General features: G+C 24.0%; 41 protein-coding genes. 9 read left to right on the top strand and 32 right to left on the bottom strand.

Annotated elements, in window-relative coordinates; all coding sequences use genetic code 11:
* Positions 1 to 340: 340 nt before the first annotated feature.
* Genes AVBRAN_RS06875 through AVBRAN_RS06835 form a run of 9 tightly spaced genes read right to left on the bottom strand, consistent with a single transcriptional unit; the run spans position 341 to position 7,002 of the window.
* Complete coding sequence (locus tag AVBRAN_RS06875; protein ID WP_239802876.1) at positions 341 to 892, bottom strand: sugar-phosphate nucleotidyltransferase; 552 nt, start codon at positions 890 to 892, stop codon at positions 341 to 343.
* On the bottom strand, positions 892 to 1,170 hold the full coding sequence (locus AVBRAN_RS06870) for a hypothetical protein (protein ID WP_239802875.1): 279 nt from the start codon (positions 1,168 to 1,170) through the stop codon (positions 892 to 894). The genes AVBRAN_RS06875 and AVBRAN_RS06870 overlap by 1 nt, the downstream gene beginning before the upstream one ends.
* A gap of 14 nt (positions 1,171 to 1,184) precedes the next feature.
* The gene (locus tag AVBRAN_RS06865) at positions 1,185 to 2,768 is read right to left on the bottom strand and encodes a UvrD-helicase domain-containing protein (protein ID WP_239802874.1); all 1,584 of its coding nucleotides are present in this window, start codon (positions 2,766 to 2,768) and stop codon (positions 1,185 to 1,187) included.
* Positions 2,762 to 3,043 (bottom strand): hypothetical protein, encoded by a 282-nt coding sequence (locus AVBRAN_RS06860; RefSeq protein WP_239802873.1) that lies wholly within the window; start codon positions 3,041 to 3,043, stop codon positions 2,762 to 2,764. The genes AVBRAN_RS06865 and AVBRAN_RS06860 overlap by 7 nt, the downstream gene beginning before the upstream one ends.
* On the bottom strand, positions 3,033 to 3,248 hold the full coding sequence (locus AVBRAN_RS06855) for a hypothetical protein (RefSeq protein WP_239802872.1): 216 nt from the start codon (positions 3,246 to 3,248) through the stop codon (positions 3,033 to 3,035). Before AVBRAN_RS06855 ends, AVBRAN_RS06860 begins: the two co-directional genes overlap by 11 nt.
* A complete protein-coding gene (locus AVBRAN_RS06850) occupies positions 3,245 to 4,060 on the bottom strand; it encodes a hypothetical protein (RefSeq protein ID WP_239802871.1) in 816 nt (271 codons plus the stop codon). The genes AVBRAN_RS06855 and AVBRAN_RS06850 overlap by 4 nt, the downstream gene beginning before the upstream one ends.
* The gene (gene dcm / locus AVBRAN_RS06845; protein WP_239802870.1) at positions 4,057 to 5,226 is read right to left on the bottom strand and encodes a DNA (cytosine-5-)-methyltransferase; all 1,170 of its coding nucleotides are present in this window, start codon (positions 5,224 to 5,226) and stop codon (positions 4,057 to 4,059) included. Before dcm ends, AVBRAN_RS06850 begins: the two co-directional genes overlap by 4 nt.
* Complete coding sequence (locus AVBRAN_RS06840) at positions 5,223 to 5,942, bottom strand: site-specific DNA-methyltransferase (protein ID WP_239802869.1); 720 nt, start codon at positions 5,940 to 5,942, stop codon at positions 5,223 to 5,225. Before AVBRAN_RS06840 ends, dcm begins: the two co-directional genes overlap by 4 nt.
* Positions 5,935 to 7,002, bottom strand: a complete 1,068-nt coding sequence (locus AVBRAN_RS06835) for a DNA cytosine methyltransferase (RefSeq protein WP_239802868.1) — start codon at positions 7,000 to 7,002, stop codon at positions 5,935 to 5,937. Before AVBRAN_RS06835 ends, AVBRAN_RS06840 begins: the two co-directional genes overlap by 8 nt.
* A gap of 378 nt (positions 7,003 to 7,380) precedes the next feature.
* Between AVBRAN_RS06835 and AVBRAN_RS06830 the strand changes: the two genes are divergently transcribed.
* From AVBRAN_RS06830 to AVBRAN_RS06795, 8 genes are all read left to right on the top strand, one after another.
* Positions 7,381 to 7,713 (top strand): hypothetical protein, encoded by a 333-nt coding sequence (locus tag AVBRAN_RS06830; protein WP_239802867.1) that lies wholly within the window; start codon positions 7,381 to 7,383, stop codon positions 7,711 to 7,713.
* Positions 7,714 to 7,810: 97 nt separating this feature from the next.
* Positions 7,811 to 8,119, top strand: a complete 309-nt coding sequence (locus tag AVBRAN_RS06825) for a hypothetical protein (protein ID WP_239802866.1) — start codon at positions 7,811 to 7,813, stop codon at positions 8,117 to 8,119.
* Positions 8,109 to 8,624 carry an ImmA/IrrE family metallo-endopeptidase gene (locus AVBRAN_RS06820; RefSeq protein ID WP_239802865.1) on the top strand — a complete coding sequence of 172 codons (516 nt, stop codon included), beginning with the start codon at positions 8,109 to 8,111 and terminating at the stop codon, positions 8,622 to 8,624. The genes AVBRAN_RS06825 and AVBRAN_RS06820 overlap by 11 nt, the downstream gene beginning before the upstream one ends.
* Before the next feature lies 1 nt (position 8,625).
* Positions 8,626 to 9,564, top strand: coding sequence for a phosphoadenosine phosphosulfate reductase family protein (locus AVBRAN_RS06815; protein WP_239802864.1), 939 nt, complete (start codon positions 8,626 to 8,628; stop codon positions 9,562 to 9,564).
* Between the two features lie 21 nt (positions 9,565 to 9,585).
* Complete coding sequence (locus tag AVBRAN_RS06810; RefSeq protein WP_239802863.1) at positions 9,586 to 10,221, top strand: hypothetical protein; 636 nt, start codon at positions 9,586 to 9,588, stop codon at positions 10,219 to 10,221.
* Positions 10,218 to 10,583, top strand: a complete 366-nt coding sequence (locus tag AVBRAN_RS06805; RefSeq protein ID WP_239802862.1) for a hypothetical protein — start codon at positions 10,218 to 10,220, stop codon at positions 10,581 to 10,583. Before AVBRAN_RS06810 ends, AVBRAN_RS06805 begins: the two co-directional genes overlap by 4 nt.
* Positions 10,580 to 11,320 carry a hypothetical protein gene (locus tag AVBRAN_RS06800; RefSeq protein ID WP_239802861.1) on the top strand — a complete coding sequence of 247 codons (741 nt, stop codon included), beginning with the start codon at positions 10,580 to 10,582 and terminating at the stop codon, positions 11,318 to 11,320. The genes AVBRAN_RS06805 and AVBRAN_RS06800 overlap by 4 nt, the downstream gene beginning before the upstream one ends.
* A 97-nt stretch (positions 11,321 to 11,417) precedes the next feature.
* Positions 11,418 to 11,777: a hypothetical protein gene (locus AVBRAN_RS06795; protein WP_239802860.1), complete on the top strand. Its 360-nt coding sequence runs from the start codon at positions 11,418 to 11,420 to the stop codon at positions 11,775 to 11,777.
* Positions 11,778 to 11,884: 107 nt separating this feature from the next.
* Here AVBRAN_RS06795 and AVBRAN_RS06790 read toward each other — a convergent pair whose 3' ends face one another.
* From AVBRAN_RS06790 to AVBRAN_RS06690, 21 genes are all read right to left on the bottom strand, one after another.
* Entirely contained in the window at positions 11,885 to 12,232 is a 348-nt protein-coding gene (locus AVBRAN_RS06790; RefSeq protein ID WP_239802859.1) for a hypothetical protein, read from the bottom strand.
* A complete protein-coding gene (locus tag AVBRAN_RS06785) occupies positions 12,232 to 12,735 on the bottom strand; it encodes a hypothetical protein (protein WP_239802858.1) in 504 nt (167 codons plus the stop codon). The genes AVBRAN_RS06790 and AVBRAN_RS06785 overlap by 1 nt, the downstream gene beginning before the upstream one ends.
* A gap of 69 nt (positions 12,736 to 12,804) precedes the next feature.
* The gene (locus AVBRAN_RS06780) at positions 12,805 to 13,524 is read right to left on the bottom strand and encodes a hypothetical protein (protein ID WP_239802857.1); all 720 of its coding nucleotides are present in this window, start codon (positions 13,522 to 13,524) and stop codon (positions 12,805 to 12,807) included.
* A 290-nt stretch (positions 13,525 to 13,814) separates the two neighbouring features.
* Positions 13,815 to 14,417, bottom strand: a complete 603-nt coding sequence (locus tag AVBRAN_RS06775; protein WP_239802856.1) for a hypothetical protein — start codon at positions 14,415 to 14,417, stop codon at positions 13,815 to 13,817.
* Positions 14,407 to 14,673 carry a hypothetical protein gene (locus AVBRAN_RS06770; RefSeq protein ID WP_239802855.1) on the bottom strand — a complete coding sequence of 89 codons (267 nt, stop codon included), beginning with the start codon at positions 14,671 to 14,673 and terminating at the stop codon, positions 14,407 to 14,409. Before AVBRAN_RS06770 ends, AVBRAN_RS06775 begins: the two co-directional genes overlap by 11 nt.
* A 1-nt stretch (position 14,674) precedes the next feature.
* Positions 14,675 to 14,878, bottom strand: a complete 204-nt coding sequence (locus AVBRAN_RS06765) for a hypothetical protein (protein WP_239802854.1) — start codon at positions 14,876 to 14,878, stop codon at positions 14,675 to 14,677.
* A gap of 9 nt (positions 14,879 to 14,887) precedes the next feature.
* Positions 14,888 to 15,223 carry a hypothetical protein gene (locus AVBRAN_RS06760; protein WP_239802853.1) on the bottom strand — a complete coding sequence of 112 codons (336 nt, stop codon included), beginning with the start codon at positions 15,221 to 15,223 and terminating at the stop codon, positions 14,888 to 14,890.
* Positions 15,224 to 15,457: 234 nt separating this feature from the next.
* A complete protein-coding gene (locus AVBRAN_RS06755; RefSeq protein ID WP_239802852.1) occupies positions 15,458 to 16,228 on the bottom strand; it encodes a DNA-processing protein DprA in 771 nt (256 codons plus the stop codon).
* A gap of 12 nt (positions 16,229 to 16,240) precedes the next feature.
* Positions 16,241 to 16,549, bottom strand: a complete 309-nt coding sequence (locus AVBRAN_RS06750) for a hypothetical protein (RefSeq protein ID WP_239802851.1) — start codon at positions 16,547 to 16,549, stop codon at positions 16,241 to 16,243.
* Positions 16,534 to 16,992 (bottom strand): Panacea domain-containing protein, encoded by a 459-nt coding sequence (locus tag AVBRAN_RS06745; RefSeq protein WP_239802850.1) that lies wholly within the window; start codon positions 16,990 to 16,992, stop codon positions 16,534 to 16,536. The genes AVBRAN_RS06750 and AVBRAN_RS06745 overlap by 16 nt, the downstream gene beginning before the upstream one ends.
* On the bottom strand, positions 16,989 to 17,489 hold the full coding sequence (locus AVBRAN_RS06740) for a type II toxin-antitoxin system antitoxin SocA domain-containing protein (protein WP_239802849.1): 501 nt from the start codon (positions 17,487 to 17,489) through the stop codon (positions 16,989 to 16,991). Before AVBRAN_RS06740 ends, AVBRAN_RS06745 begins: the two co-directional genes overlap by 4 nt.
* A 14-nt stretch (positions 17,490 to 17,503) precedes the next feature.
* Positions 17,504 to 18,409 carry a tyrosine-type recombinase/integrase gene (locus AVBRAN_RS06735; RefSeq protein ID WP_239802848.1) on the bottom strand — a complete coding sequence of 302 codons (906 nt, stop codon included), beginning with the start codon at positions 18,407 to 18,409 and terminating at the stop codon, positions 17,504 to 17,506.
* A complete protein-coding gene (locus tag AVBRAN_RS06730) occupies positions 18,406 to 19,026 on the bottom strand; it encodes a hypothetical protein (protein ID WP_239802847.1) in 621 nt (206 codons plus the stop codon). Before AVBRAN_RS06730 ends, AVBRAN_RS06735 begins: the two co-directional genes overlap by 4 nt.
* Complete coding sequence (locus tag AVBRAN_RS06725; protein WP_239802846.1) at positions 19,016 to 19,393, bottom strand: hypothetical protein; 378 nt, start codon at positions 19,391 to 19,393, stop codon at positions 19,016 to 19,018. The genes AVBRAN_RS06730 and AVBRAN_RS06725 overlap by 11 nt, the downstream gene beginning before the upstream one ends.
* Positions 19,386 to 19,631 (bottom strand): hypothetical protein, encoded by a 246-nt coding sequence (locus AVBRAN_RS06720; protein ID WP_239802845.1) that lies wholly within the window; start codon positions 19,629 to 19,631, stop codon positions 19,386 to 19,388. The genes AVBRAN_RS06725 and AVBRAN_RS06720 overlap by 8 nt, the downstream gene beginning before the upstream one ends.
* Positions 19,621 to 20,034 carry a hypothetical protein gene (locus tag AVBRAN_RS06715; protein WP_239802844.1) on the bottom strand — a complete coding sequence of 138 codons (414 nt, stop codon included), beginning with the start codon at positions 20,032 to 20,034 and terminating at the stop codon, positions 19,621 to 19,623. Before AVBRAN_RS06715 ends, AVBRAN_RS06720 begins: the two co-directional genes overlap by 11 nt.
* Positions 20,027 to 20,860 carry a hypothetical protein gene (locus tag AVBRAN_RS06710; protein ID WP_239802843.1) on the bottom strand — a complete coding sequence of 278 codons (834 nt, stop codon included), beginning with the start codon at positions 20,858 to 20,860 and terminating at the stop codon, positions 20,027 to 20,029. The genes AVBRAN_RS06715 and AVBRAN_RS06710 overlap by 8 nt, the downstream gene beginning before the upstream one ends.
* Positions 20,857 to 21,030 carry a hypothetical protein gene (locus AVBRAN_RS06705; RefSeq protein ID WP_239802842.1) on the bottom strand — a complete coding sequence of 58 codons (174 nt, stop codon included), beginning with the start codon at positions 21,028 to 21,030 and terminating at the stop codon, positions 20,857 to 20,859. Before AVBRAN_RS06705 ends, AVBRAN_RS06710 begins: the two co-directional genes overlap by 4 nt.
* A 3-nt stretch (positions 21,031 to 21,033) precedes the next feature.
* The gene (locus AVBRAN_RS06700) at positions 21,034 to 22,128 is read right to left on the bottom strand and encodes a DNA adenine methylase (RefSeq protein WP_239802841.1); all 1,095 of its coding nucleotides are present in this window, start codon (positions 22,126 to 22,128) and stop codon (positions 21,034 to 21,036) included.
* Positions 22,129 to 22,130: 2 nt separating this feature from the next.
* On the bottom strand, positions 22,131 to 22,682 hold the full coding sequence (locus AVBRAN_RS06695; protein WP_239802840.1) for a hypothetical protein: 552 nt from the start codon (positions 22,680 to 22,682) through the stop codon (positions 22,131 to 22,133).
* Positions 22,675 to 22,938 (bottom strand): hypothetical protein, encoded by a 264-nt coding sequence (locus tag AVBRAN_RS06690; RefSeq protein ID WP_239802839.1) that lies wholly within the window; start codon positions 22,936 to 22,938, stop codon positions 22,675 to 22,677. Before AVBRAN_RS06690 ends, AVBRAN_RS06695 begins: the two co-directional genes overlap by 8 nt.
* Before the next feature lie 379 nt (positions 22,939 to 23,317).
* Between AVBRAN_RS06690 and AVBRAN_RS06685 the strand changes: the two genes are divergently transcribed.
* Positions 23,318 to 23,623: a hypothetical protein gene (locus tag AVBRAN_RS06685; protein WP_239802838.1), complete on the top strand. Its 306-nt coding sequence runs from the start codon at positions 23,318 to 23,320 to the stop codon at positions 23,621 to 23,623.
* Between the two features lie 26 nt (positions 23,624 to 23,649).
* Here AVBRAN_RS06685 and AVBRAN_RS06680 read toward each other — a convergent pair whose 3' ends face one another.
* Entirely contained in the window at positions 23,650 to 23,910 is a 261-nt protein-coding gene (locus AVBRAN_RS06680) for a hypothetical protein (protein WP_239802837.1), read from the bottom strand.
* Positions 23,911 to 23,928: 18 nt separating this feature from the next.
* Positions 23,929 to 24,546 (bottom strand): hypothetical protein, encoded by a 618-nt coding sequence (locus tag AVBRAN_RS06675; RefSeq protein WP_239802836.1) that lies wholly within the window; start codon positions 24,544 to 24,546, stop codon positions 23,929 to 23,931.
* Positions 24,547 to 24,578 lie beyond the last annotated feature (32 nt).

The raw sequence follows: 24,578 nt of genomic DNA, 5'->3' as shown, positions 1-24,578 counted from the left end.
TAATCCTTACAATATGAATATAATTTTTTTTAAATTTTTGAAATTGCGTTTTAGGGTTCAGATTTATTAAAGGATTTTTTATCAAATTTTCAAAACAACAGAGTATTAATTTGTCCATTTTATCTTCAATGTTTTTTAGAACACGCAACTTCTATATGACTTTATTAGGTTGGTTACTATTAATTGTTAATATCTTTAATTAAATTCGCAACCTAATTTATTAATAAAACAAAACCTTACACTAAACCCTAGTGTTCTAAATATTATTATAGAATCTTTTTCATTAATTTTTACATATATAAGATAAAAAAATATTAGATAATATTAATTATACAATATATTAAATAAGTTCTTTTTCATATTTATTTAGAGTTTTGAATATTAATGGTTTATTTAATAGTCTATGACAAAAATAAGCACTACCAAAATGATTACCTTTAATAGTTGTTTTTAAATTATTTCTTGCATGGTAATCAATTCTTAAATCAAAAACTAGAAGTTCTAGTCCGTATGTAATGAATAAATCTGTTCTAAATTTACTTTGCAATGAATTGACAGGTAATAATAAACCGAAAGGTTTATTTAACTCATAACAACGCTTTAAAATCTTATCTTTTTTACTAAATGGAGGATTTGATATGATGAGGTCATAATGTTCATTTGGCTCATATTCAAAAAAGTCATATCCGTCATCTATATGCGAATAGATTACTTTATTCCCATTTTTGTTTAATAATTGAACGAATGCTGACCATTCCTTATCAAAAGGACACCATATTGTTTTACTTTTAGGTATAAAATCAAGTAATGGTTCTACTGCATACAAAGGTGTATAAACCTCATCTCCGTTAGTTGTTGTATCACAAGTTAAATATGCTTTATTTAAAGGCATTACGAAACCTTTTGCAAATCATTTAATAATGTATCTATATAAAGCTTAATACAAGCCTCAATATTTGCTATTTTATCTTCATCTAAGTTATAAGAAAATATTGTAGTTTTGCTCTTTTTATTAACCCTATAAGCCTTTATTGTAGTATTTTCTATATAACATTTGTTGTTGATTTCTAAATCTAACAAAGCATAAATACCAAAATTTTCAAAATAAAATTTAATATTCTTATATTCTCCAAAAATTTTATAAGTCAAAAATTCTTCTTGAATATTCATTTTTTTTCCTTTTTTTAATCTAATATATATTTTTTATCACAAATAAGCTCTTGTTTTGCCCTAGTAATTGCTACATATAATAAATGTATTTCTTCTCTTTCTATGGGCTTAGAATTTGCTATGCAATCTTTAACATCTATAAAATCATCTGTAAGTTCAACATTTAAAAATTCTAATCCTTTTGATTTATGTGCCGTGCTAAGTATAATCTCAGCTTTGTTGATATTATTTGTAGTTTGATTTTTTATTTGTTTTATTAATTTATAAATGTTTTTATTTATATTTTTTAATACCATATTAATTTTAGATTGAACCTCTATATCTTCGTTTGTGCTAATATAATCTTGAAGCTGTTTAAAGTCTTTAAAGTGTGCGTAAAATGGATTTTTTATAGTTACTATATTGCTTGATATAATATTTAAAATATTTAATCCATCACTTTCTTGTAAAGAGTTTATATATGCTAAAAGTTCATTAAAATCATTAAAAATTAAGTTGTTGTTTTCTAAAATATTCAATATATTATTTTGTTGATTAGCCTCTTCAAGTTCATTTAAATATTTTTTAAAATCATTAAAATTTTCATATTTTTTACTGCCTTTAAGCATTAAATTTAAAATATCAATTAAATCATTAAAATTATACGAAGATAAACCACCAACAAAAAAAATTTTTTTATCTAAATTATTTATTGCTATTTCAAATAATTTAGCATTCGTTCTTGATATATATGCTTTTTGCTTTGTATCTTCAAATTTTTTATTTAAACCTATAAAATCATTCTTGGAACCAACAAGTTTTAAATAATCATTAGCTATTTCAGCTATTTTTTCACTACATCTAAAGGAATTAGTTAGCATAAGTATTTTTGCATTATTTTGTTTTACTAATTTTTTTAAAGAATTACTTGCTCCTCTAAAAGAGTAAATGCTCTGAAATGAATCACCGATAAAAACTTTTTTAGAATTATTTTGTTGCAAAACTATATCTGTAACACATTCATTTATGTCTTGTGCTTCATCTACTAAAATATAATCATAATCTAGCTTAGGATTAGATAATTGATATTCTTTTAAATAAAAATCGTGTTCATAAATTAAATCATTATCGTTTTTAGTTCTATCTTGTAACTCTAATAAAGTGGAAAATACTTCATCAGTAATAGAACTATCTCTTTTTTTTGCGTTATTGAAAAATGTTTTTAAATCTTGTGAATTGCTATTACAAAATTTACGAAATAATTGTAATGCTAGATTGCAAATTTTATATTTTTCTTTTTCATTTACTTGCCTAATAGTATCAAAATACAATATAAAGTTTGCTTTTAAATTACCAAAACGATCTTTATACTTATAACCAATATGTTTATAAGCCAAAGAGTGCATTGTCATTACTTCTACATTAGAAAGATTTTTAAATTTAGATTTTGCCTCAGCAGCCATAGATGAATTATAAGCAAGATATAATATTTTATTATTTGCTCTTTTTTTACAAAATTCAATCAATGTGCTAGTTTTACCACAACCAGCATAGGCTTCAACAACCAAAATATCTTCAAAATTAGCATTTATAATTGCAACTTGCTCGTTTGTTAGCATTTGTCTTCTCCAAAATAGCTATTTTTAATCGTATTCAGCAATATTCCTTTACGATATTTAAGATTATTTGATTTAGCAATTCTTTCAAGCTCTTCATCTAATGCTATAAGTTTTTTATAAAATTTTTTAGAATCTGTAATCATTTTTTCTAAATTATTATCATTTCTTTTATTAAAGACATTATTTGCCTTAATTAATAACTCATACATAACATTTGCTTCAATACAATTTACAACACAAGTTTTTTGCATATTAATTGGGTTTTTATTTTTCATTAGTTTTTACTTTATATTGTTTTATAAAATTTAAAAGAACATAGATTAAAGAAAGGCTAAAGATAATAATGCTCAAGTTAATACATATACTTAACATACTTAGCATACCTATATTAAAAATAATAGTTACACTAAAAGAAAATAAAAAATAGATTGAAATTAAAAAACCCCAACCACAACCAAGAAAAAAAATGATTTTTTTCATATATAACTCCTTATTTTAAAATTAATTTTTAGACTTCTTCTATTGTCAAAAAAATAGCCAAGTTGTTTTTTAAAAAATAATAAATTTATACCCCATCGTTTCGAACGATTTTCCAAAGCATTTAATATATTAGACATAAGAAAAAATACTTGATTAAATTTCATTTTTTTCAACTTTGTATTAATTGCTATTGTTGTTTCAAGCCTTTTCCAACCTTCATCTTCTAAAGATAATTTTTTATTATGATATTCCGTTTCTTTTTTATACTTATCATATAAAATAATTTTTTTTATCTGTTTTAAATATTGATTAACATAAATAGTTCCTTTATATATATTTATGTTTTTTGGTTTGCAAAAACTATAAAATATTTTTTTAGCAGTATTAATATCAAAACTTTTAGTCTTATAATCTAGTGCAATATCACAATTTATTAATTTAAATCTTTTAATAAATAAACTTGCTATTTTATATTTCACTTTACTTAAACTTCTTTGTGGTTGGTGTAAGCTTGTGATTATTACATAAGAATAGTATGTGTAGCGTTTTTTTCGTTTAACACATAACTCATCTAGTTCTTTATTTTTATTACAAATTATCATAACACTTTGATTGTCTAAATATGCAAAAGTATATTGCTCATTATTTTTCAACTCCTTAAAAGCAAATTCTTTTATATTTTTAGGAACTTTTTGCTTTACACTAATATTGTGTTTTGTTAAAAATTTTTCTAATGTGTATGTTGGAATAATACTTCTTATAGTATCTATACCTGCTAGATTTGTTGTTGTTGCTTTTAATACTTTTGTCATCTTGCAACCTTGAGGGTTGTAATAATATCGTTATAAAACACATTTGTGTCCAATATTTTTTGAAACAATTCAATTAATACATCTACAACTATTGAATTACCACTTTGTTCAAGACTTTGTGTTCTTGATACAACAATATTAAACTCATCTGTAAAGCCCATCAATCTTAAAAATTCTCTATGGCAAAGCGATCGTAAGCGATTGTTTGTAGTAACATAATTACCTAAAAATGCTCTTTTCGTATGACTTTGAGAAGATATTAGTGTTTTTGCTATTTCTGTGTTTATTGTATTGTATTTTTCTCTACCTTGAAATTTTTTCGTAGGAGCTGATAAAACAAACTTTATTAGCTTATCGCTTAAATATGCTTTGCTATCAATCTTAAAAGGGTCGCCTTTTTGCTTTTTTATACAAATTGAACTATTATGTTTTGATATTGTAAAACAACCTTCATCGCAATTATCAATTAAAAAATCTTGCATTGTTAAATTGCTAAATAGTTTTGGTGTAGGAAATAAAAACTTATTGCAAAATTTTTCTTCTTTAAAACCTATGATAAAAATTCTATTTCTATTTTGTGGAATACCAAAGTCCTTAGAATTTAATACTCCATATTTTATGTGATAATTCAATTCTTTAAATGTATTTTTAATTATTTGAAAAGTTTTTCCCTTATCGTGATATATAAGATTTTTAACATTCTCATATATAAATACTTTAGCTTCACATTCTTTTAAAATCCTTGCAAACTCAAAAAATAAAGTCCCTCTAGTGTCTTCAAAGCCACCTTGTTTTCCTATTAAGGAAAAACTTTGACAAGGCGAACCACCAACTAAAATATCAACTTCTCCTTTATAATCAAGTGCATCTAATAATTTTATATCGTAATAAAAGTCTTCTTCTTTGATTTCATAATTAGCCTTATAACTTTTTTCTATAAAATTAGTTTTTCTTGAATTTTCTTTATATATGTTTTTTTGCTCTTTTGCTTTTTGTTTTTTGTTCAATTTTTTTATATAATGAAAAGTATCATCATAGTTTATCTTATCGCTTATATCTATACCACCATTATCACAAGCAAAGACTATTTTATGTGGTATTTTCATTCGCTTTATTGCCCATTCAAATGCACCTATTCCGCTAAAGCAAGTAGCTATATTTATCATGCTTCAATACCTAAAAAAAGATTTTCAAATTGTTCTTTTTCTATACGATTTTTAGCTAATTCGTAATAGTTTTTTTCTTTTTCAATTGCAATAAATTTTCTATTATTAATCAAACTTGCTAAAGCAATAGTTCCACTGCCTACAAAAGGATCTAATACAATATCGTTTTCATTTGTATGAATTTGTATTATTTGAGATATTAACGATAAGGGTTTTTGCGTTGGGTGTTCTGTTCTTTCTAAACCAGAAAGTTTTGGCGTTGTAAATTCTGGTCTTAAATATGGAGTTTCATTCTGTTTATTAAATGTCCATTTCGCACCATTTTTAACAAGCCAAACAGCCGTTTCAATATCTGATACATATCTACGCTCTGGGTTTCTTGGCATAGGATTTGTTTTTATCCATCTAATAGTATCCTTAAACTCAAAGTCTAATTCTTCAAATGTAATAATAATTTCACTTATTTGTCGCCAAGCACAAAAAACTATAACTGACCCACCATTTTTTACAAAAGGAGCATATTTAATAATCCAATCTTTTGAATTAAAATTCTTATCCCACTCCCCAAAATCTACCCCTTTGCGACCCAAAGAGATAAAACGGTTTTCTTTTGAAATGTTATATGGAGGGTCAGTTATGATTGCGTCAAGCAATTTACCATTAAGGCATTTTTCAATATCAAATTTTATGCAATCATCATTAAAAATTTTATTCATTAACTTGCTCCGTTATTGATTGTGCGATTGCTTTTGCAAGTAAAGGTGGAACAGCATTGCCTATTTGTTTTCTAACTTCCGTTTGACTTCCTAAAAAAATAAAATTATCAGAAAAACTTTGAATTCTTGCCGCCTCTCTTGGTGTTATTGTGCGATTGAGAGTTGGGTGTATATATCTTCCACCACTTGGTGCATCAAAACGAGTATCAATGGTGCCGCTAATATCATTATTTTTTAATCTGCACCATGCACCAATAAATTTTGTTTTTGTTTTTAGATCACTTGGTAGTATTTTTAAACCATTATCATTTTGCTTTATTAAAGACATTTTATAAATTGATTTTTCAGTATGTTTTGCTGATTTATGATTATATAATTTCTCGCAATTTGCTAAAAGTTTTTGATATTCGCTTTTGGTTTCATATAATCTATCTTGTTCAAAACTACCTTCATTGCTATTTAAAAAAGACAAATCGCTAATAGCTTCTTCTATATTAACATCTTTAGCGGTTTGATAAAGTTTGAAAAAAGTAAAATTAAAGCCTTTTGTTGCTACTATAAAAAGTCTTTCACGATTTTGTGGAATACCAAAATCTTTAGCATTTAATACTCTATAATCGCTAGAATAACCTAATTTTCTAAGTGTGTTAATTATTTCATTAAAAAAATAACCTGATGAGGTAGAAACTAATGTTTTTACATTCTCAATTATTACGAGTTTAGGATTAATCCCTTTTACAACTTCTAAAAAGTCTTTAAAAAGATAGTTTCTAGGGTCATTAAGCCCTAATCTTTTACCTTGTAATGAAAAACCTTGACACGGAGGACCACCGATAATTGTATTAACACATAATTCTTTAGCAAGGCTTATGATTTGTTTTTTGTTTTTATCTTGTGATATATCACAAAACAAAGCTTGTGCATTTTTGTGATTATACTCAAATGTTTCAAGTGCGTGTTTATTAAAATCTACACCTAAAACGCAAGTAAAATCATCTATTTGCTCTAAGCCGTTAGAAAATCCACCAGCACCACAAAATAAATCTAAAACTTTAAACAAATTAAAACCTCATATTTTTTTCTTGATAGTTTTGCAAAAAAAATAGCAATCCTTACAAATCATAAAAAAATTTTTTTAGTTCCGACAAATTTCAATATTATTTTGATACTTTTCCGACAAATTTTAAAAATACGCCAATAAATAATTATCTGCCTATAGCAATGAGATTTAAAGAATTTTTTATTTTGATTTTTTTTGAAAAAAACTTAATTTTATAAATTTAAATTTTATTTTAAATTCTTTATTGTCCTTAATTATATAGTTAATAAAATATTATTTTTATATTAATTTATAATTTAAAAAAATATTTTTTATGATTTGTAAGGATTATTAAAAAATTAAATAAAATATTTTATATTTTATAACAAGGAGACATATATGTTTTTATCTAAAAAAGAAATAGATAAACTAATTTTAGGTGTAAGCTGTATCAATATAAAAGATTCTAATAACAATAAAATTATTGAGATTTATGATGATAAATGTTATTTTATTTACAATGAATGTGATTTTAAACAAATAAGAGATGTTAAAGATTTAAAAAAAGTTTCTATAAATGCTAATTCTTTTTTAAATTCTTACAATGTTACTATGCAAAAAGAAAAAAATAAAATATTTTTAATTATCAACACTGATGTAAAGCATATAAAAGTATTAGCAGATCAATATTATCAAATTTTAGATGATATATGTGGTTTAAAAACTGCTTAATTTTTTTAAATTATTTAATTTAAATAAAATATACTTGATTTATATATATTTTAAATATATAATAGTTAAAAATTATTTAAATTAAATAGGATATGTTATGAATTCTAAAGAATTTAACTTTGCAAAACTTAAATACAAAAAATATAAAAATGAACTATATGAATTAGTTGCTGATAATTTTTATGAAGACTTTATAGAAGATTATTTTGAAGAACACAATTTAAGAGCTTTAAGCATAGAAGAAAGAAAATTTGGATGTTCAAGATTAGATGAAGCTCAAAAATATGCTAATGATTGTATAGATGAATTAATTGAAAATTGTTTTGAAACTAACAATTATGAAGAAAGTAACATAAATAGAAAAATAGTTGAATATATATTAGAGCAAGAACATTATGAATACTGATATAAATAAATTTTCAAAAGAATATGTTATAAAAAAAGCAGATGAAATTAGAAATAAGTATAGCAAATATTTTCCTATTAATTCTGTTGATGTAGCAAATAATCTAGGCTTTAGTGTTTTTACATATAACGAATCTAATAATAATGTGTCAAGTATTTTTGATCCACAACAAAAAAGAATTTACATCAATGAAAACGATGGTCTTCTGACACAAAAATTCGCTACTTGCAATGCTATTAGTCATTGGATTTTAGATTATGAATGTCAAGTTAGCTCTACTGATATGCCACGATATTACTATCGCAATTTACTAACAAAAGAAGTGGCAAATAAAATAGAAACAAGAGCAAATATATTTGCATTGTGTTTGTTAATGCCTATTGATAGATTAAAAAGTGTATGGGTTAAAAGCAATGAAGATATTGAAACGACTGCTGAGTTGTTTGTTGTTAGAAAAATTGATTTGCTGAAAATGATTGAGTTTTTAGGGTGGATAAAGGATTAGTATGAGTAGGATTGATAGACTAAATTATCTACAATCAATGCCGTTAGATTTTAAAATTAGCTTTACGATACAAAGATTAAATGATTTTATCTGTAAGAATGAAAAGCAAGTTTATTTAAGTTTTAGTGGCGGAAAAGATAGTAGTGTTTTAAAACACATAGTAGATAGTAACTTTAAAGGCATTGTTAGTGTATTTTGCAACACAGGTCTTGAATATCCAGAAGTTGTTGAGTTCGTAAAAAGCTTTGGTAATGTAGAAATTATAAAACCTAAAATAGCTTTTAATAAGGTTGTTGAAAAGCACGGCTATCCGGTTGTATCAAAAGAACAAGCACAATATATAGAACAATATAGAAATGCAAAAAGTGAAAAGACAAAAGAATATCGTTTGAACGGCGATAGCAAGGGGCGTTTTAAAATAAGCGAAAAGCACAAGTATTTGTTAAACGCACCTTTTAAAATCAGTGCAAAGTGCTGTGATGTGATGAAAAAAGCACCATTTAAAGAGTATGAAAAAATAACTGGCAAAAAGCCTATCGTTGGCACTTTAGCTGAAGAAAGCTTACTAAGAACTCAGAATTGGCTTCAAAATGGTTGCAATAGCTTTAATGCTAAACGCATAATCTCAAAGCCACTTAGCATTTGGACTAATCAAAATATTTTAGAATATATCTATATAAATAAGCTACCCATAGCAAAATGTTATGGCGAAGTTATTTTTGATGAATATTCTAAAAAATACAAAACTACTAAATGCGAACGAACAGGTTGTATGTTTTGTCTTTTTGGACTAAAACAAGACCCCCAAAGATTTGACAGATTAAAGCAAACCCACCCAAAACAATATAAATATATGTGTGAGCGAATGGGTATGGATAAAGTGCTTAGATATATACAACAAAAAGGAGAAAGTAGCCTTTTTGATGAATTAAATATGTGATTTAATAAAAGGAGATAAAAAATGATAACAATGAACCTTGTAGCATTAGAATCTATTCAAAATAGAAAAAATGCTTATGAGTTTTTATGCCTTGCGAAAGGCGAAATGTTTATTAGAGCATTAGATTTTATAAAGGATAAAAAACTTATATCAGTAATTAACGGAGTATTATTTAATTACTCAAAAGAGTATGAGTATCTTCCAACCGAATTAAAAGTAAAAAAATTTATAGAGCTTAAAGATACTGAGCAAGAACAGATTAGAAAAGAGGCACTAGAAAAAGTGCGTATAAATTGCTTATTTGTGACCAAAGAGAGAATAATACTACTAAGCAAAGAAGAAATAAAAAAAGCTTTAGACTTAAATTATAAACTTGTAAAGCTTTATGAAAAAGGCTATGAAACTTTTACATTACAACTTATAAAAAAACAAAAGATTTACACTTATTTTGATATAGAATCAATAAACAATTATGACTATATAAATATAGAGTTTTTTAAAAGCGATAATAAGATTAGCTTAAGAAGTAGAGCATTGTGCTTTTATGAAATAGATACTACCAAAAAAGATGATTTTGATTTCATTATAAAAAGCATTGAAAAATTAAATAAAGAACAAGATTTCTTTGAGTTTGTATTTGAAGAGAATAAACAATGAAAAATAAAGATTTTATAGATTTCATAATTAACCATAAAAATATAGATAAGAATGCTAATTTGCTAGTTTGCTCTGAAAAATGCAAAGGCTCTATATTCAAAATCGCACAAAACTATAAGCTTAAAGAAATTCAGCTTATTTATAGCGATAATAAAGAGTTGATTTATGGAGTAGCCTTAGATGAGATAAAATATCTAATAAAGCATTTAAAAGAATTTAAAGAAGATTATAAAGTAGTGTTTTATTATCAGCAAAGTATGTTTTCTTCTATTGAAAATGTAGGGCAATTCATAGAGCTAAAAAACATTGATAATGATTTATGTATTTTAGTAAATAACAACTTATTAGGAGAAAACAAATGAGCCATTACAGATACTTAATTAAAGTTCCAAAAGAACTTTATAATGATTTAAAAGACAAAAGACTAAATAGCGATTATTTAAAATCATTATCTAAAAAATACCCACAAATTATTGAATATGATAAAGAAATGGACTATCTAAGCTTTAAAGCATTAGATTATATATTTCCTAATTGTGTTATTGAAGAAAAAACTAATGAATATGATAATCTTACTAATGACAAAATATTTAACGAAGAAAATCAAGGAGATAGATTTTTTAAAATACTATCTAAAGAACAATTTGAAGAATATTACGAAAGAGCAAAAGCTCAAGCCATATTGCAAAAACAATATGATTGCACATTATTTAATATTTATACATTTTTTAATAAAGCGTGGCGTATTGGTAGCGAAAATCAAGAATTGCAAAAAGAGTGGGAAGAAATAAAAAAAAGAATCAAAGAAAAAGGTAAAGATTTTGAAAGAATGATAAGAAATTTCATTCACCTTGCTGATTTTTATTACCATATCCACGAAAAAGACTTGAAATTATTTTTCTCAAAATATGAAAGTTTTTACAAGGTTAATTATAGTTTAACTTATCATCATCTAAAAAGCCATTCCTTGAAAAACAATGATTATTTAGGCTTAAGCTTTTCTAATTGTGAATTTCAAGAAGAGAATGCGATTTTATTTAATTTGGAGCATATTTACAAAACCACTAATTTTAAACAAGAAATTTTGGTAATTTTATAAAAAAAGGAGATTTAAAATGGGGTTTATTGAAGTTAAGTTGCAAGTCTTTATAGAATTAAAATGTGTATTTTGATTAATAATAAAAAGGAATAAATTTATGGAAAAACAACCTCAACGATTATTTATGATTAATTATTTGGCTATTTTTATATTTTTTTATTTATTGTTTTTAATGACTTTAAATTATTTAAATTCCAACACAAATAAAGAAATATTTTTATTTGTTAATAATGATACAAAACAAACACAAAGTTTTAGTTTTAATACTATAAAAATTTCAAATAAAGAGTTAGCGACATTAAAAGACAAATACGCAGTATTTTCTTTGCCTTATTTTTTTAAAGGGGAAAAACTTTATATATGTGAGTTTGGTAGTATAAACAATATAAAAACAATTGAAGATACTATTTGCTATAAAATAATAAACGAATATCATAAAAATATAATATTAAAATGAGTGTCAAAAAGACACTCAATAGCTAAATAAATTTAACTAAGCCCTAAAGGGCAGAAAGGAAATTATATTTTACTTTAATTAGCTTAATTGTGTCTGAAAATTGTCTTTTAATTTTTTATATAATCTTCATACTCTGATATATTTTGCAGTATTGTTTTATCCTCGTAACAATCACATCTAAGAGCATCGCTTTTGAGTGTTTTTGCATTATATGTTTTTAATATTGTGCTTAATATTGTTTCCATATATTCATAACTTACCGAAAATATATTCGCAAGATATTCAATATGATTCTTACCAGGTAAATTTTTCAATTTAATATGGTGCTTTATACTTGCTATTTTATTGATATAAAACATACATAAAACTTTTTGTATTCTATCTTTAGTTGATTTATCTCTAAATGCTTTTACTTGGTTTTCAACTGCTAAAAGTCCTCCTAAATCTTTATCCATTATAGTTCAACCTTTGAACCCTCATATAGCCCTTTACCAAATTCATATATGCTAAAAGTATCTGAGTTAATATAGTTAAAAAAATTATCTCCTATGCTATTTGATAAATCTTTATTTATTTTTAAATCTAATATATAACATACAGCGTTTGCATAATATAAGATTTTTTCATAGTATTCCTTAAACTCTATCGCATACTCTCTTTTAATTTGCTTTGCTTCGTTTAAGCGTTGTTCTGTTATTTCAATAACTTCTTTTAATACTTTTATTATTTGCAAACAATCATTTTTTATATCATCTTCTATTATAAAATCTTTATGCCTATAAATTTTAAATGATAGATCTAATAGTATAACCATATTTTTCATGTTTGATAATATTAACTTACGCCTAAAATAGGCTACAATCTCATCAAGAAAATTGCAAAAACCATAATACAAACAAGATAAATCTAAATCTGACAATAAAGTTCTAGGTTCTACTTTAACATTAGCAATTGACATAGACACTCCTTTATTATAATAATAGCATACTAAATTATAATTTATATTAAAATATAAATAATATATTCACTATTTCGCTATCATAAAATCAACACTAATAAGTTCTTGTTTATTTTCATAGTCTTTTAATTTAATATTTTCGCATAAAGTTTTAAAATCACTATAACTACTAAATACTTTTATAAAATTATTGTATTCAAATGATATTACTTCGTAATCTATAAAATTATACATTACAATAGATGTGGTAGAATGAACTAATTTACTATTATTCTTACATATAGAAATCAATTCTTTACCTTTGTTTTCATTATCTGGTGTTTTATATATATATTCTGTTGGGCAATAGATAGGATAAACAATATTATCTACTTGCATAGTGTCTTTTATTATTGAAAGTCTAACTTCTACAAATGTTTTACTTGGTAATGGAAAAGCTATACATATTAATTTGTCTGTTTTTGCATAATGCTCTAGGTTTATATGATTTTTGATGTGTTTTAATGTTTGCGTATCTTTAAATAACTCTAAAAACTCATTAACACCAATGTATATGTCATTTGAGAAAAAATTTTTATTATTTTCTTTATAAGTTCCCATAAATCTAGCCCATTTGTTTGAGAGGCTATGATATTTTTTTAATATCTCATCAACAATCTCTTTATTGTTAATATTAACTTGTATATCTTCAATAGGAGTATATATCTTTTCTAATTTAATATGATAACCATCACCAAATGTAGAAATATCGTGGTCATTTGAGTATAGTTTTATGTATATATTTTTCATTGAAAATCCTTTAATTTTAATGGAATATAAATAATGTATTTTTTAATACTAGAAAAAATAGCTTCATCTACTACTTGTTTATAATTTTTTTAAAAAATACCATATCTAAAAAGATACTATCATGAAATTTATTTATTATTTCAATAAGTTTAAAAAATATCAAAATTAGTTTTAAATAAACAAAATAAAAAGCTGATTAAATCAAGCTATAAAAGTATGCTAGGTAGATACAATTAGTATAAACTAAAATGTATCGTTTTAGCGACCTGGATTATACAAGCAAAATCCTATTATATTGAGTTTTTATATGTATCTTGCTTTTTCAACAATATATTTTCAATATATAAATCCAATGCAATTAAAAATTTTTTAGAATACACTTTTTTAATTCTACATTGATATAAAAAATCTTCTGTATAGCCTAAGCTATCTAAAATTTTTTTCTTGGGCAAGGATAGAAAATTTGATAATTCACTAACTTTCATGTCAGCATCTTCTATTTTTAATATATCTTGTAATATTAAAATATTATTTTTATTATCTATATACTTCTTTTTAATGGTATCTATTACAAAATATGCTAAATTAATTAATAAAGCTCTATTATTTCTTTTGTTTTGAAGTTCTTTTGTAGTATAAGATATTATATAGTTACCTTGATTTGTTGTATCTAAATCAAGCTTATTTAATAATTCGGCATTTTCATATGTAAAGCCTACAAAATTTACATTCTTTATTTTTTTAAATTTTAATGGATATTTTAATGAATTAATCTCTTCTCTTAAAGTATCAGAGTAGTTTAATAGAAAATATATTATATAATACTCTTCTTTTTCGTTTTCATAAATTTCATTATTTGTTTTTATATCAAATGAAAAATTACTATATATCATTACTCTCCTTTTTTAAAATATATTTTTGCCTTTCTTCACTTTGTTTTTTCATTTTATAAGCATATTGAGGACCACTAGGGTCAAAACAATAGCAAAAATACCAGATGCTAACAAAAAAACAAATAGCAACAATAATACTAGCACCTTTCAAATAACCATAAATACTCATTAAAAATAAAGTAAAAAACATATAGTTTCTTAGTTTATTTGGAACTTTAAAATCCAATAAAGTATATAAATCATTTTTAATATTCATATTATCTCCAATATTTTCGCATTTCAAACAACATTATTATTGACAATATACTAGGTAATAATATCAAATAAATATAATCTTTTTGTATTTTTATCTCTGTTACTTTTATAAAAATATTTGGTAAAGATAAAATAGCAATGCAAATTAAGTTCATTATTGTTAGAACTATAATTATACCTATTGCTATTTTTTTATTAATAAACATCAAATTTCTTCAACTCCCTAACTTAAAACTATCTAATATATTTTTAACTTTCTTTAATAGTTCTTTATTTTTAATTCTATAAACATTACTTAAAAAAGTATCCAAATTGGTATCATATTCACTGATAATATCACTAAGTAAATAATAACCTATATCAACACCATCACAAAAATGTTTTAAATCATACTCATCTATGTCATCGTAGTCTAAATTAAAATCATCTTGACTAGCTAAATCAGTTTTTATGTGATGAATTTTTTTATCAAATAAAAATCCACTACTTATATACTCGCTTAGTTCATTATCGTTTTCTAATAAAGCTAATTCAATTTTGCTTACTAACATTTTTTACCCTTTATTTAAAAATTTAACAATATTATATTATTTTTAGCTTAAAATAATATTAAATATACTATATTTTTAGTATAAAAATTAAAAAATTAAGCTTATTTAAAACAAAATAATATTGAATTTTTTTTAACTTTAGCCTTTAATTATAATTGAATAATCATTGATTGTTCACTGAATAAAAAATGATTAATAAATGATTAATCTTATTAATTGCTGCTTTACTTATCATTATAAATTATCTAAAATATCTTCTATTTTTTTAACTTTTATAGCACCTATTTTATCAAGTTTTTTAACCCATTTAAAATTACTTTCATAACAAGAATTTAAGATAAATACTTTGCGTCTATTTTGCAAACAAGCTAAAGCTTGGTGAAATGTCCCGCTGTTTTCAAAAGCTTCTGTTATTATTGTAGCATTAGACAAGATAGCCATTACATAGTTACGCTCTAAAAAATATCTACTTTGTTCGCTTAATGGTTGTTTTGAATATTTATAAAAAGGAACATGACTTAAAATTAATTGCTGCTTAGCTAACATTATTTGAAAATTTTTATTTTCTAATGGATAATATCTATTTAAAGGCGTTCCTATAACTCCAATAAAATTAGAATTGCATTTTAAAGCTGTTTGCATAACACAAGTATCAATACCTTTTGCAAGACCAGACATAAAAGTAGGCTTGATATTATATGATAATTCTTTTACCAATTTAGTTGTTCTATTTAATCCGTTATGTGTTGGTTTTCTTGTGCCTATAATTGATATTATGTATTTTTGTTTCAAAAGCCCTATATTACCTTGATAATATAAAGCTTTAAATTGAGCATTATTAACTCGCTGTATGTTTTTTGTATCAATATAATTAAAATCTATATTTACCTTATTAAAATAATTAACAACATCATTTTTAAAATTTTCATTGATAGGTTGTTTTTTAAGATTATATATATTGCAATTATTATTCAACCAACTTAACTCATAATTTACATAATTCATTTTTTTACCTAATTAAAATTCATATTGCTTATCTATTTTATGTTTTTTAAAAAATGATAGTAATTTTATTACGCCACTAATATTCGGATTTAAAATATAAATTTTATCTATTGTAAAAAACATATCATTTATAAACTCAGAATCAAGTCTTAATTCATCGCTAAGACCAACTATATGGTTTTGTATCCTATCAATCAAATATCTACGAAAAACACATACTAAGTTTTTTTGTTCCTTATTAATGTCAAGCTTAATTACCTCATCACAAGCTTGTTTTAGTTTTTTAATCTCTTGTATTGGTAAGGCTATATGTGAAAACATTTATTATCCTTATCAATGTTTCTAGCTTCTTCTAAAATATCTTTTAAAGGTATTGTGTTATTTTTACCTTTTTCATAATTTTTATACCAAGCACCAACTTCTCTGCGTGATAGCTTTGCTAAATCATATGGCTTCATTTTTAGCAATTCTTTAATACGACCATCTAGAGTAGCTAGTATTTCTAAGTTATCTTTATTTTTTATTTCATAATTATCAAGCTTACAATCGTAAGCAGCATTAAATTTAAATAACTCATAAATACTAGAAATAACAGCTCCATACTCCCATGCTTGAAATGTATCATCTATAAGCATACAATTGTTATTTTTAAGGTATTCTAAATTAATAAAATATAAAATTTTTTGCAATTTTAAGTGGCTTATTGATTGGCTTTCTTGTTGAGCCATATCTATGATATGCTTTGCTACATCTATAGCTTTCATAGATCACCTTGAAACTGATTTTTATAAATTTTATTTTTATCTTTTTTGATTAATTTATTATCTATATAAAGACAACCATTTTTTATAAAATTTTCTTTATATTTTTTTTCATTCCAAGAGCCATCATTGTTAATAAAATCATTAGTTGTTTTTCTCCAGGCTAATTGCTCAGAATGTGCAAGTAATACTATATTCCAAGCACCTAGTTTTATAAAAGCTTGAATTACATTATCTAATATTTCTTTTTCTTCTTTATTTGGCAATACTTCTAAAGTAGTGATATTCACAATTTTTTCAGCACTATAATGGCGAAATTCATTATATATATTTCTTAAGACCGGACCATTTTTCCATGCTTCAAATTTTTCTTTTAATAATGTTGCATTGCTTTCAACATGTGCAAAATACAATATTTTTTGTAATTGTAAATTACTAATAGGACAACCTTTTTGGTGCATTGTATATATTATATACTTTGCTATATCAATATCTTTCATATTTTATCCTTTTTTTAAATATTACTAACGCCCATATAAGACCTTTCAATCTCATTTTTACTAGGGTTTGTATATATTGATGTTGTTGTAATTGATGAATGACCCATAAGCTCTTTTACCATAGTAATATTGAGGCCTTTATTAATCATATTTTTAGCGAATGTATGTCTTAGTATATGAACACCGCTACAATGAAGATTAAGTTGTTTAAAAATAGTATTTAAAAGCTTATAAATCTGTGAGCCATTTAGTCGTTTTTTACCGCTTGAGGTTGCGATATACTTAAAGCCCATTTGTTTATATAATTCAAGTTCTTTTTGTATTTGCTGCTTAGGGATATATAATGTTCTTTCTTTAGAGCCTTTACCAATAACACTAATACTATAAAGCTCATCATTGATGAGGTTAAAATCATCAATTGTTATTTCTTGTAATTCCCCACGCCTACAACCACTAAAAATTAATATTTTTAATATCATAGAGCGTCTTAAATCTAAAAAGTTATCTATATCTAGTGTGTTTAGGTAGTTCTTTACTTTAACCATATCTTCTTCTTCAATTCCTTTAGGCGTTCTTTTAGGGTTTTGAATTTTAAAGTTAAAAATCTCTTTAATATTAATTTCTGTTTCAAAGTTTTCATTGATAAATGTAAAAAATGTTTTTAAGTGAGTTATATATAGCTGCTTAGAGCTATTTTTTAGCTCACTTTGTTTTTCTAACATATCATTTTTATAATCTAAAAACGCCAAAATATCAATTTTCTTAATATTACTTGTAGTAATATGCTTTTCATAGCTTTCTAAAAATGCTTTAAAACTATTTATTGTAGTTTTATAGCTAGTAATAGTGTTGATACTTTTATTTGTTAATTCAAGCTCCTTTAGGAAGTAGCTAAAGTATTTATCTATCTTACTTATCATTTAACAACCTCATCGTTTTTATTGGTTTTAATTAAGCTATTTAAAACATTTAATAATATCTTTTTGCATAATGGCTCTTCTAATTTATAAAGTTCATCAAAAAGCTCTTCTATACTTAGTTTTTTGGTAATTTCTAATTCTTCATTTAATAGCTTTTTCGCCCAAACATTGGTTGTTTGTTCAAATACATAGCGTATTGATGAAAATAAAAATGCAGGGTTTTCACTATATTCTTTTGTTTCTAAGCATTTTATATATGCTTTAAATAATTCTTGTTCATCAAAATGATACTCAAGAGCTTCTGGGCGTTCTGAAAACATATATGCGTTTTGATAAATTAATAGTGCTATGTCAATAGAGCTAGAAAGCTTGTTTAAATTGAAGCTAGTAGCCCACATTCTATATAGTTGTGGTTGAAAAGTGTCTAACAGGACAGCTATAGAATCTTTTTTCATTATGGCTTTAAATATAGCAATGTATTTATTATTATTAAAAGATAAATCTACTGCAACTTGCCTATTGCTTTTATAAATAGCATCTATCATTTGCTCGTGTTTGATGATTTCTATTAAATCATCAAATATTGGTAGTGTTATTTCAAGTATTTCATTTTGCATTTTTTCTTTCCTTTATGAGATAGTTTATAATATGTATTATTCTGTGTGTATTAGCTATTGCAATCCCTCCAAGACTAATTATAAATACGATACTAAACCAAAAATTTGCTATTTGTTCTGTAGGCTGTTCAATACAGTCATTAAGCATTCTATAAGAAAGGAAACAAAAAGATACGAAAATTATTTGTAGTAAGCACAAAAAAACTATGTTTTTATTTGTGTATATATCACTAGGATTTAATTCATTGATTTTAAAATATAAAAGCCACATACCATAAATTATATGTATAGCAAACATTAATATAAGTAAGCTTTCATTAGTGTGTGTTTGTGATACTATTTTTATAGCGTTTATTAATTCATTCATGTTTTTCTCCTTTAGCTTTTTCGGTTCTTTCTAGTATTTTTGTATGTAATTTATGATTGGCATTTTCTGTAAATGCTTTTTGAGTATCATTATCTAATATAAAATACTCTATAAAAGATATTTTGTAATATCTTTTGACTTTAAAATATCCAACATTAGCAGCTGTTACAACAAAACATACAATAACTCCAACAAACATACCATAAAAAAATACCCATAAAATTTCTTCAGTAATCATTGTTATTTCCATTTTTTCTTTTAATTTTATACTCTTTAGTAATGCCGTTTTTATGAAAATGGATTGTTTTTCGTGAAGTTTTTTTTGCATAAGCAATAGCAATTATTATTGATGATATGCTACCTGATAGATATGCAAAAAACTTTAATAAATCAACATGGCTATAGCCATTTGTTACTAGAATTATCAGTTTGTGTATATATGTTAAAGCAAACATTAATGTGAATATACTTGCTAAAGCTAATACAATTTTTTCAGATACTCTTGATAGATTATGCAAAGTGAATATACACGCACAAACAAATGGTATTGCCCCTAATGTTGCAGAAATTAATAATGTTTCAAAATCAACTAAAGGGTCTTGCCATATAGCGATAATATAATCTATAAATAAATTAATCATGTAGATTTCTCGCTCTCATAATAATATCAAATACCTTACGCTCCATTATAATTCTAATAAGCTCGTTAGAACTATGATTGCCTACTCCAATAGCACCTGTTACTAACATTAAATTTACTTTAATGTCCATATTGTTTTTATCATATATTCTTGTATCTTTTATTTTGCTAATAGATTTAGCTATTTTATTATGAATATCCTCATCAATGTCTAAGTCTAATAAATTAACTATTTCTTGCGTGCTTGTTTCTATATCAAGCAAGTCTGTTTTGTATTTTGATTCTTTCTCATCATAATTTCTAAGTAAGTAAAATAAAGCTAAAAATACTTTTTTATCAAATTCTGTATAAGAACTTATAAGTTTTAATGGTGTTTCTATAAATAGAGTTGTATATTGTTGAGTTCCTGTAACTTCAAAAGTGCATTCATCAATATTTATATTCTTATAGAATTTATGTGTTGAAAATATTGTATCAGTAAGATAGTTATATTTTTTAAAAAAATGATTAGGTATTACTTGTGCGTTTTCAATTTCTTTAGCATTTACTTTATCTTGCAAGTCTTTAATTTCTTTTTCTAAATACATTAAGTGTTCTTGTATATCTTCAATTTTATTTTGGTATGTATCGATTCTTTTCTTTATTTCATTTTCAATGAAATTATTAGTATCTTCATTAATATTTTGAACTTGTAAAATCAGTGTTTGATTTGTTTTAATTTCTGAAGTTACTTGCTTCATAAAATCAAGTGTTTTTCCCATTTTTAATAAAGTTTCATCAATATTTGATAACTCGTGTTGTCCTATTATTTTAACCATTTTGCTCATTTTTTATCCTTTTCTATATAAAAAATTAAAAATTCAATATCATTTTGCAAATCCATAAACCTTAAACGCAAAGTTTCTTGGTCAATATCATTACTCTTTATATCTTTTTGTATTTTTTGCAATCTTTCTTTCATAATTTTAATATGGGTTAGTATTGTTGAATTCTCCATTTGTTATTCCTTATTATTTTTTAAAATATAAAGCTTTTCACTAACATATAAAGCTCTATTGTTTAGATTTCTACTTGCTCTAAAAGTGTTATATTTTTGCTCTAACATTTGCACTTGACCAAATTGTTTTAACATATTCATAAGTTCATTTTCTTCAATAATGCCCTCATTGTTATAAGAAATTAAAACTATTTTTGCTTTTAAATTAGAAATCAACTCAGTAAAGCTTTCCAAAGCTGTTGCTTTATAGTTGTAAGCACTTTTATTCCAACCTTTAGCAATGCCAGAAACTTTTGAAATATCACTCGGTTTTATATAATTTGTAATTAGATTTAGCATAAAATAATTCGAGCCATAAGGGTGCTGATTGTAAGGTGGGTCAATATAGCATAAATCACAATCAAGCTCTTTTGCTAGATTATTTGCGTCCATTTTAAAGACTTCAAACGGCACATTATAAGCTGAAAACACAGGCATTTGTAAGTTTATATTTGCTTTTATTCTACTTAGGGCGTTTTGACCCTCGCCACCAAATTGACCAATACCATTTTTGTTTTTATAAAAGCCCTTAAAAACTCCACTTGTATTAACTTTAACACTAGCTTCATATAAAAGTGGAGCTAAAAAATATTTTTTGTATTTATTATGTTCTAAAAGCTTTCTAGCTGTATCAATATAACTAGCATTATAATTTGTATAAAAAACTCTATCGTTAGGGCTTATATTAAGCTCATCTTTAGGAGAGTAAAGCTCTTTAATAAAACCTGCATTATCTAAATTATTTATGATTTCTTGACTTAAAATATTGTATTCATTTAAGAGTTCTTTATAAAAATCATCATTTATATTTAATAAATAGCATTCATTAATTGCTTTGCTATAACTTTCTAAATCATTTGCTATTAGATATGATGAATGTTGTTTTAAAAACCTTGCAACTATTCCACTTCCACTAAATAAATCAACCGAGCTTAATTTATCTTTTTTAAGCTCAATCTTAGCATACTCAACGCCCATTGCTATAAAATCAAGTAAAGAGCGTTTATTTCCTAGATAAGTAATAATTTGTTCGCTTAGATAAGCTTTATTTTCGCTCATTTTTAAATATCCTTATAAAAAATGTGATAGCATTTATTTGGGTTTTTTAAATATTTTCGTAGTAATGATTTTTGATACTCTTTATTTTCTTTTTTTATTATATTTGGTAGTATTTCAGTAAAAAATATTTTAATATCGTGATTATTAATTGGCACATCTATTTTACTATTATTAAATTGAAAAAACTTGTTATAAATAATACTTCTAATTTGATTGTAATTATCTAGTAAGTTATAAAATACATAAGTCTTTTGAATTACATCTACTGATTTAATATTAACCTCATCAATATTAAAATTACTAAGTTCTTTAAAGTTAATACCATTAGCTCCATATTTTTCAAAATAATGACAGAAGTTACTAAGTATAGCAATTTTTTTATTTGATAAAAATATAAAATTTTCTTCAAATAATGGTTTATCATTAATCACAAAACTAAAACCTTGAGTCATAAATAAAAGCTCTTGCATTCTATGTGCAGAAAAAGTTTCCCCCGCATTTTCAATATAAGCCAAGTGTAAAAAATACTTTGATACGGCTAAACTATTACTCATTTATACTTAACTCTTTACTTTTTTCGTTATATTCACTAATAATTTTTTTTAATTTATGAATATCACAATCTCTTTTTAAAGGAAAAGCAATAAAAAGTATTTTATTATTAGAGCTAATACTTTCAAAACTATTATTTGATACATAATCAGATATTTTATTTCTTATATCGTTAAATAAAAAATCTTTATAAATATTTTCGTATTTATTTTTTGGTTGATAACTAATATACATTTTTTCAATATTAACACATAACATAATAATCCTTTTCTAAAATATTAGTATAATTTTATTAATTTAAACTTAAATATACTAAAAAATTAGTATAACTTGCATTTTTTGGATATTATTTATTATTAAATGAAAAAAATTTTTATCACAGAGTTTGTTACATAGTCTTACTTTTGTTTATAAATAAAAAGACTAATTACCGCAAGTTATTTAAAATGAGTTTTTTAAGCTTATTTAATATCCAAAAAATATTTTCTTTAATTAGCCTTGTGTAAATATACACTTTTTTTTAATAATCCTTACAATATGAATATAATTTTTTATATACTAATTTTTTAGTATATTTAAGTTTAAATTAATAAAATTATACTAAAATATAAGTATTTTTATCAGAAAGGATTTACACATGAAACTAAATGAGTTTTTAAACACTATTTCAAAAGAAATAGCGAAAGAATTAAATGGCAAACAATATAATACATTAAGCCTAGAGGCCCAAATTTTTCTTGAAGAATATAGAAAAGAAAATTTTGATGCTTATGATTTTCAAAAGAATAATAATATGTTATTAAAACATATCTTATTAAGAGAAGATATTAAATATAATGAATTACTTGCAATATATGATGATGAGAATTTATTGAATGCAATTAGTGATTTAGACAAAAATACAAATGTGGAGTTAGATTTATTTAAAAAAATAGTAGCTTAAATTATAATCCCACTTTTGCGTGGGATCTATTTATAATTATTTTTAAATTTTTCTATTTCTAATAAATGTTCTAATTCTTTTGTTTTAACAAATAAATCAATTGCTGCAATAAATCTATCGTTTATTTTAAATTGATTTTGCTTACAAGCAGAAATATAATTAGGCGAGTATTTTATTATGCTTGATAAATCTTTTAATGATAGATTAAAATAATCTAGCACTTTATTTATTTTTATCTGTAAATCTTGCTCAGATTGTATATCTTTAATTTTCCTTAATATTTCCATAAATTTTTCCTTATAATTTCATTTAATATTTTTTTCATTAATACTTATTTCTTCTATCTTTATAAATTCGTTGTCTTGACTAATTATACTAATAGTGCTTTTTATTTGAAATCTATCTTTCATTAGTTGAGGTAAATAATAAACCCAAGTATCAAGTTCTTTATTTGCTTTATTATAATCTCCGTCGGACAAGATAAACTCATATTCTAAATTACCTTTAAAGTTATCCTTTACATATTGCAGCTCATTTTTATCATTTGCATTAAATACAATATATTTATTTGGTAATGGGATGTGTTTTAGTGGATTAATTTTATATCCTTTTTTATAATATATTTTATTATTTGCAATAATATCTTTATCAAGCGTGTATGTAATATCTACAAGTCTAGTTTGCGTTTTTTTTGCAGGTGGTAATTTCGCAAGATTTTTTGGTCTGTAGTTCTTTAATGCTTCTTTAAATTCTTCAGTAATTTTATCTTGGTTTTGTTCTAAAAATTTCTTTTTTTCTTGTGCTTTTTTGCTTATTAATACCAATAAATCTTCTTCAGCAAAATCATACACATTACCCATTTGAACAATAGTAGCTGCTTGTAGTGATAAAGCTACAAGGCTAGATAATATAATTTTTTTCATATTAATACCTCATCTTTTTTTTATAAAATCAT

The sequence above is a fragment of the Campylobacter sp. RM12651 genome, from assembly GCF_022369475.1.
Taxonomy (GTDB): Bacteria; Campylobacterota; Campylobacteria; order Campylobacterales; family Campylobacteraceae; genus Campylobacter_E.
The sequence above is the reverse complement of the archived record's forward strand: the minus strand, read 5'-3'. Positions and strand labels throughout refer to the sequence as shown.

What these genes read in the sequence shown, in the direction of transcription:
- AVBRAN_RS06860 (WP_239802873.1), bottom strand. Translation starts at nt 3,043, where the DNA reads ATGAAAAATAAAAACCCAATTAATATGCAAAAAACTTGTGTTGTAAAT.
- AVBRAN_RS06820 (WP_239802865.1), top strand. Translation starts at nt 8,109, where the DNA reads ATGAATACTGATATAAATAAATTTTCAAAAGAATATGTTATAAAAAAA.
- AVBRAN_RS06875 (WP_239802876.1), bottom strand. Translation starts at nt 892, where the DNA reads ATGCCTTTAAATAAAGCATATTTAACTTGTGATACAACAACTAACGGA.
- AVBRAN_RS06790 (WP_239802859.1), bottom strand. Translation starts at nt 12,232, where the DNA reads ATGGATAAAGATTTAGGAGGACTTTTAGCAGTTGAAAACCAAGTAAAA.
- AVBRAN_RS06700 (WP_239802841.1), bottom strand. Translation starts at nt 22,128, where the DNA reads ATGAGCGAAAATAAAGCTTATCTAAGCGAACAAATTATTACTTATCTA.
- AVBRAN_RS06740 (WP_239802849.1), bottom strand. Translation starts at nt 17,489, where the DNA reads ATGAAAGATATTGATATAGCAAAGTATATAATATATACAATGCACCAA.
- AVBRAN_RS06855 (WP_239802872.1), bottom strand. Translation starts at nt 3,248, where the DNA reads ATGAAAAAAATCATTTTTTTTCTTGGTTGTGGTTGGGGTTTTTTAATT.
- dcm (WP_239802870.1), bottom strand. Translation starts at nt 5,226, where the DNA reads ATGATAAATATAGCTACTTGCTTTAGCGGAATAGGTGCATTTGAATGG.
- AVBRAN_RS06690 (WP_239802839.1), bottom strand. Translation starts at nt 22,938, where the DNA reads ATGTTATGTGTTAATATTGAAAAAATGTATATTAGTTATCAACCAAAA.
- AVBRAN_RS06780 (WP_239802857.1), bottom strand. Translation starts at nt 13,524, where the DNA reads ATGAAAAATATATACATAAAACTATACTCAAATGACCACGATATTTCT.
- AVBRAN_RS06865 (WP_239802874.1), bottom strand. Translation starts at nt 2,768, where the DNA reads ATGCTAACAAACGAGCAAGTTGCAATTATAAATGCTAATTTTGAAGAT.
- AVBRAN_RS06795 (WP_239802860.1), top strand. Translation starts at nt 11,418, where the DNA reads ATGGAAAAACAACCTCAACGATTATTTATGATTAATTATTTGGCTATT.
- AVBRAN_RS06810 (WP_239802863.1), top strand. Translation starts at nt 9,586, where the DNA reads ATGATAACAATGAACCTTGTAGCATTAGAATCTATTCAAAATAGAAAA.
- AVBRAN_RS06760 (WP_239802853.1), bottom strand. Translation starts at nt 15,223, where the DNA reads ATGTTAGTAAGCAAAATTGAATTAGCTTTATTAGAAAACGATAATGAA.
- AVBRAN_RS06675 (WP_239802836.1), bottom strand. Translation starts at nt 24,546, where the DNA reads ATGAAAAAAATTATATTATCTAGCCTTGTAGCTTTATCACTACAAGCA.
- AVBRAN_RS06840 (WP_239802869.1), bottom strand. Translation starts at nt 5,942, where the DNA reads ATGAATAAAATTTTTAATGATGATTGCATAAAATTTGATATTGAAAAA.
- AVBRAN_RS06800 (WP_239802861.1), top strand. Translation starts at nt 10,580, where the DNA reads ATGAGCCATTACAGATACTTAATTAAAGTTCCAAAAGAACTTTATAAT.
- AVBRAN_RS06765 (WP_239802854.1), bottom strand. Translation starts at nt 14,878, where the DNA reads ATGTTTATTAATAAAAAAATAGCAATAGGTATAATTATAGTTCTAACA.
- AVBRAN_RS06775 (WP_239802856.1), bottom strand. Translation starts at nt 14,417, where the DNA reads ATGATATATAGTAATTTTTCATTTGATATAAAAACAAATAATGAAATT.
- AVBRAN_RS06830 (WP_239802867.1), top strand. Translation starts at nt 7,381, where the DNA reads ATGTTTTTATCTAAAAAAGAAATAGATAAACTAATTTTAGGTGTAAGC.
- AVBRAN_RS06705 (WP_239802842.1), bottom strand. Translation starts at nt 21,030, where the DNA reads ATGGAGAATTCAACAATACTAACCCATATTAAAATTATGAAAGAAAGA.
- AVBRAN_RS06745 (WP_239802850.1), bottom strand. Translation starts at nt 16,992, where the DNA reads ATGAAAGCTATAGATGTAGCAAAGCATATCATAGATATGGCTCAACAA.
- AVBRAN_RS06825 (WP_239802866.1), top strand. Translation starts at nt 7,811, where the DNA reads ATGAATTCTAAAGAATTTAACTTTGCAAAACTTAAATACAAAAAATAT.
- AVBRAN_RS06770 (WP_239802855.1), bottom strand. Translation starts at nt 14,673, where the DNA reads ATGAATATTAAAAATGATTTATATACTTTATTGGATTTTAAAGTTCCA.
- AVBRAN_RS06735 (WP_239802848.1), bottom strand. Translation starts at nt 18,409, where the DNA reads ATGATAAGTAAGATAGATAAATACTTTAGCTACTTCCTAAAGGAGCTT.
- AVBRAN_RS06685 (WP_239802838.1), top strand. Translation starts at nt 23,318, where the DNA reads ATGAAACTAAATGAGTTTTTAAACACTATTTCAAAAGAAATAGCGAAA.
- AVBRAN_RS06785 (WP_239802858.1), bottom strand. Translation starts at nt 12,735, where the DNA reads ATGTCAATTGCTAATGTTAAAGTAGAACCTAGAACTTTATTGTCAGAT.
- AVBRAN_RS06805 (WP_239802862.1), top strand. Translation starts at nt 10,218, where the DNA reads ATGAAAAATAAAGATTTTATAGATTTCATAATTAACCATAAAAATATA.
- AVBRAN_RS06870 (WP_239802875.1), bottom strand. Translation starts at nt 1,170, where the DNA reads ATGAATATTCAAGAAGAATTTTTGACTTATAAAATTTTTGGAGAATAT.
- AVBRAN_RS06815 (WP_239802864.1), top strand. Translation starts at nt 8,626, where the DNA reads ATGAGTAGGATTGATAGACTAAATTATCTACAATCAATGCCGTTAGAT.
- AVBRAN_RS06710 (WP_239802843.1), bottom strand. Translation starts at nt 20,860, where the DNA reads ATGAGCAAAATGGTTAAAATAATAGGACAACACGAGTTATCAAATATT.
- AVBRAN_RS06720 (WP_239802845.1), bottom strand. Translation starts at nt 19,631, where the DNA reads ATGATTACTGAAGAAATTTTATGGGTATTTTTTTATGGTATGTTTGTT.
- AVBRAN_RS06730 (WP_239802847.1), bottom strand. Translation starts at nt 19,026, where the DNA reads ATGCAAAATGAAATACTTGAAATAACACTACCAATATTTGATGATTTA.
- AVBRAN_RS06755 (WP_239802852.1), bottom strand. Translation starts at nt 16,228, where the DNA reads ATGAATTATGTAAATTATGAGTTAAGTTGGTTGAATAATAATTGCAAT.
- AVBRAN_RS06715 (WP_239802844.1), bottom strand. Translation starts at nt 20,034, where the DNA reads ATGATTAATTTATTTATAGATTATATTATCGCTATATGGCAAGACCCT.
- AVBRAN_RS06850 (WP_239802871.1), bottom strand. Translation starts at nt 4,060, where the DNA reads ATGACAAAAGTATTAAAAGCAACAACAACAAATCTAGCAGGTATAGAT.
- AVBRAN_RS06680 (WP_239802837.1), bottom strand. Translation starts at nt 23,910, where the DNA reads ATGGAAATATTAAGGAAAATTAAAGATATACAATCTGAGCAAGATTTA.
- AVBRAN_RS06750 (WP_239802851.1), bottom strand. Translation starts at nt 16,549, where the DNA reads ATGTTTTCACATATAGCCTTACCAATACAAGAGATTAAAAAACTAAAA.
- AVBRAN_RS06725 (WP_239802846.1), bottom strand. Translation starts at nt 19,393, where the DNA reads ATGAATGAATTAATAAACGCTATAAAAATAGTATCACAAACACACACT.
- AVBRAN_RS06695 (WP_239802840.1), bottom strand. Translation starts at nt 22,682, where the DNA reads ATGAGTAATAGTTTAGCCGTATCAAAGTATTTTTTACACTTGGCTTAT.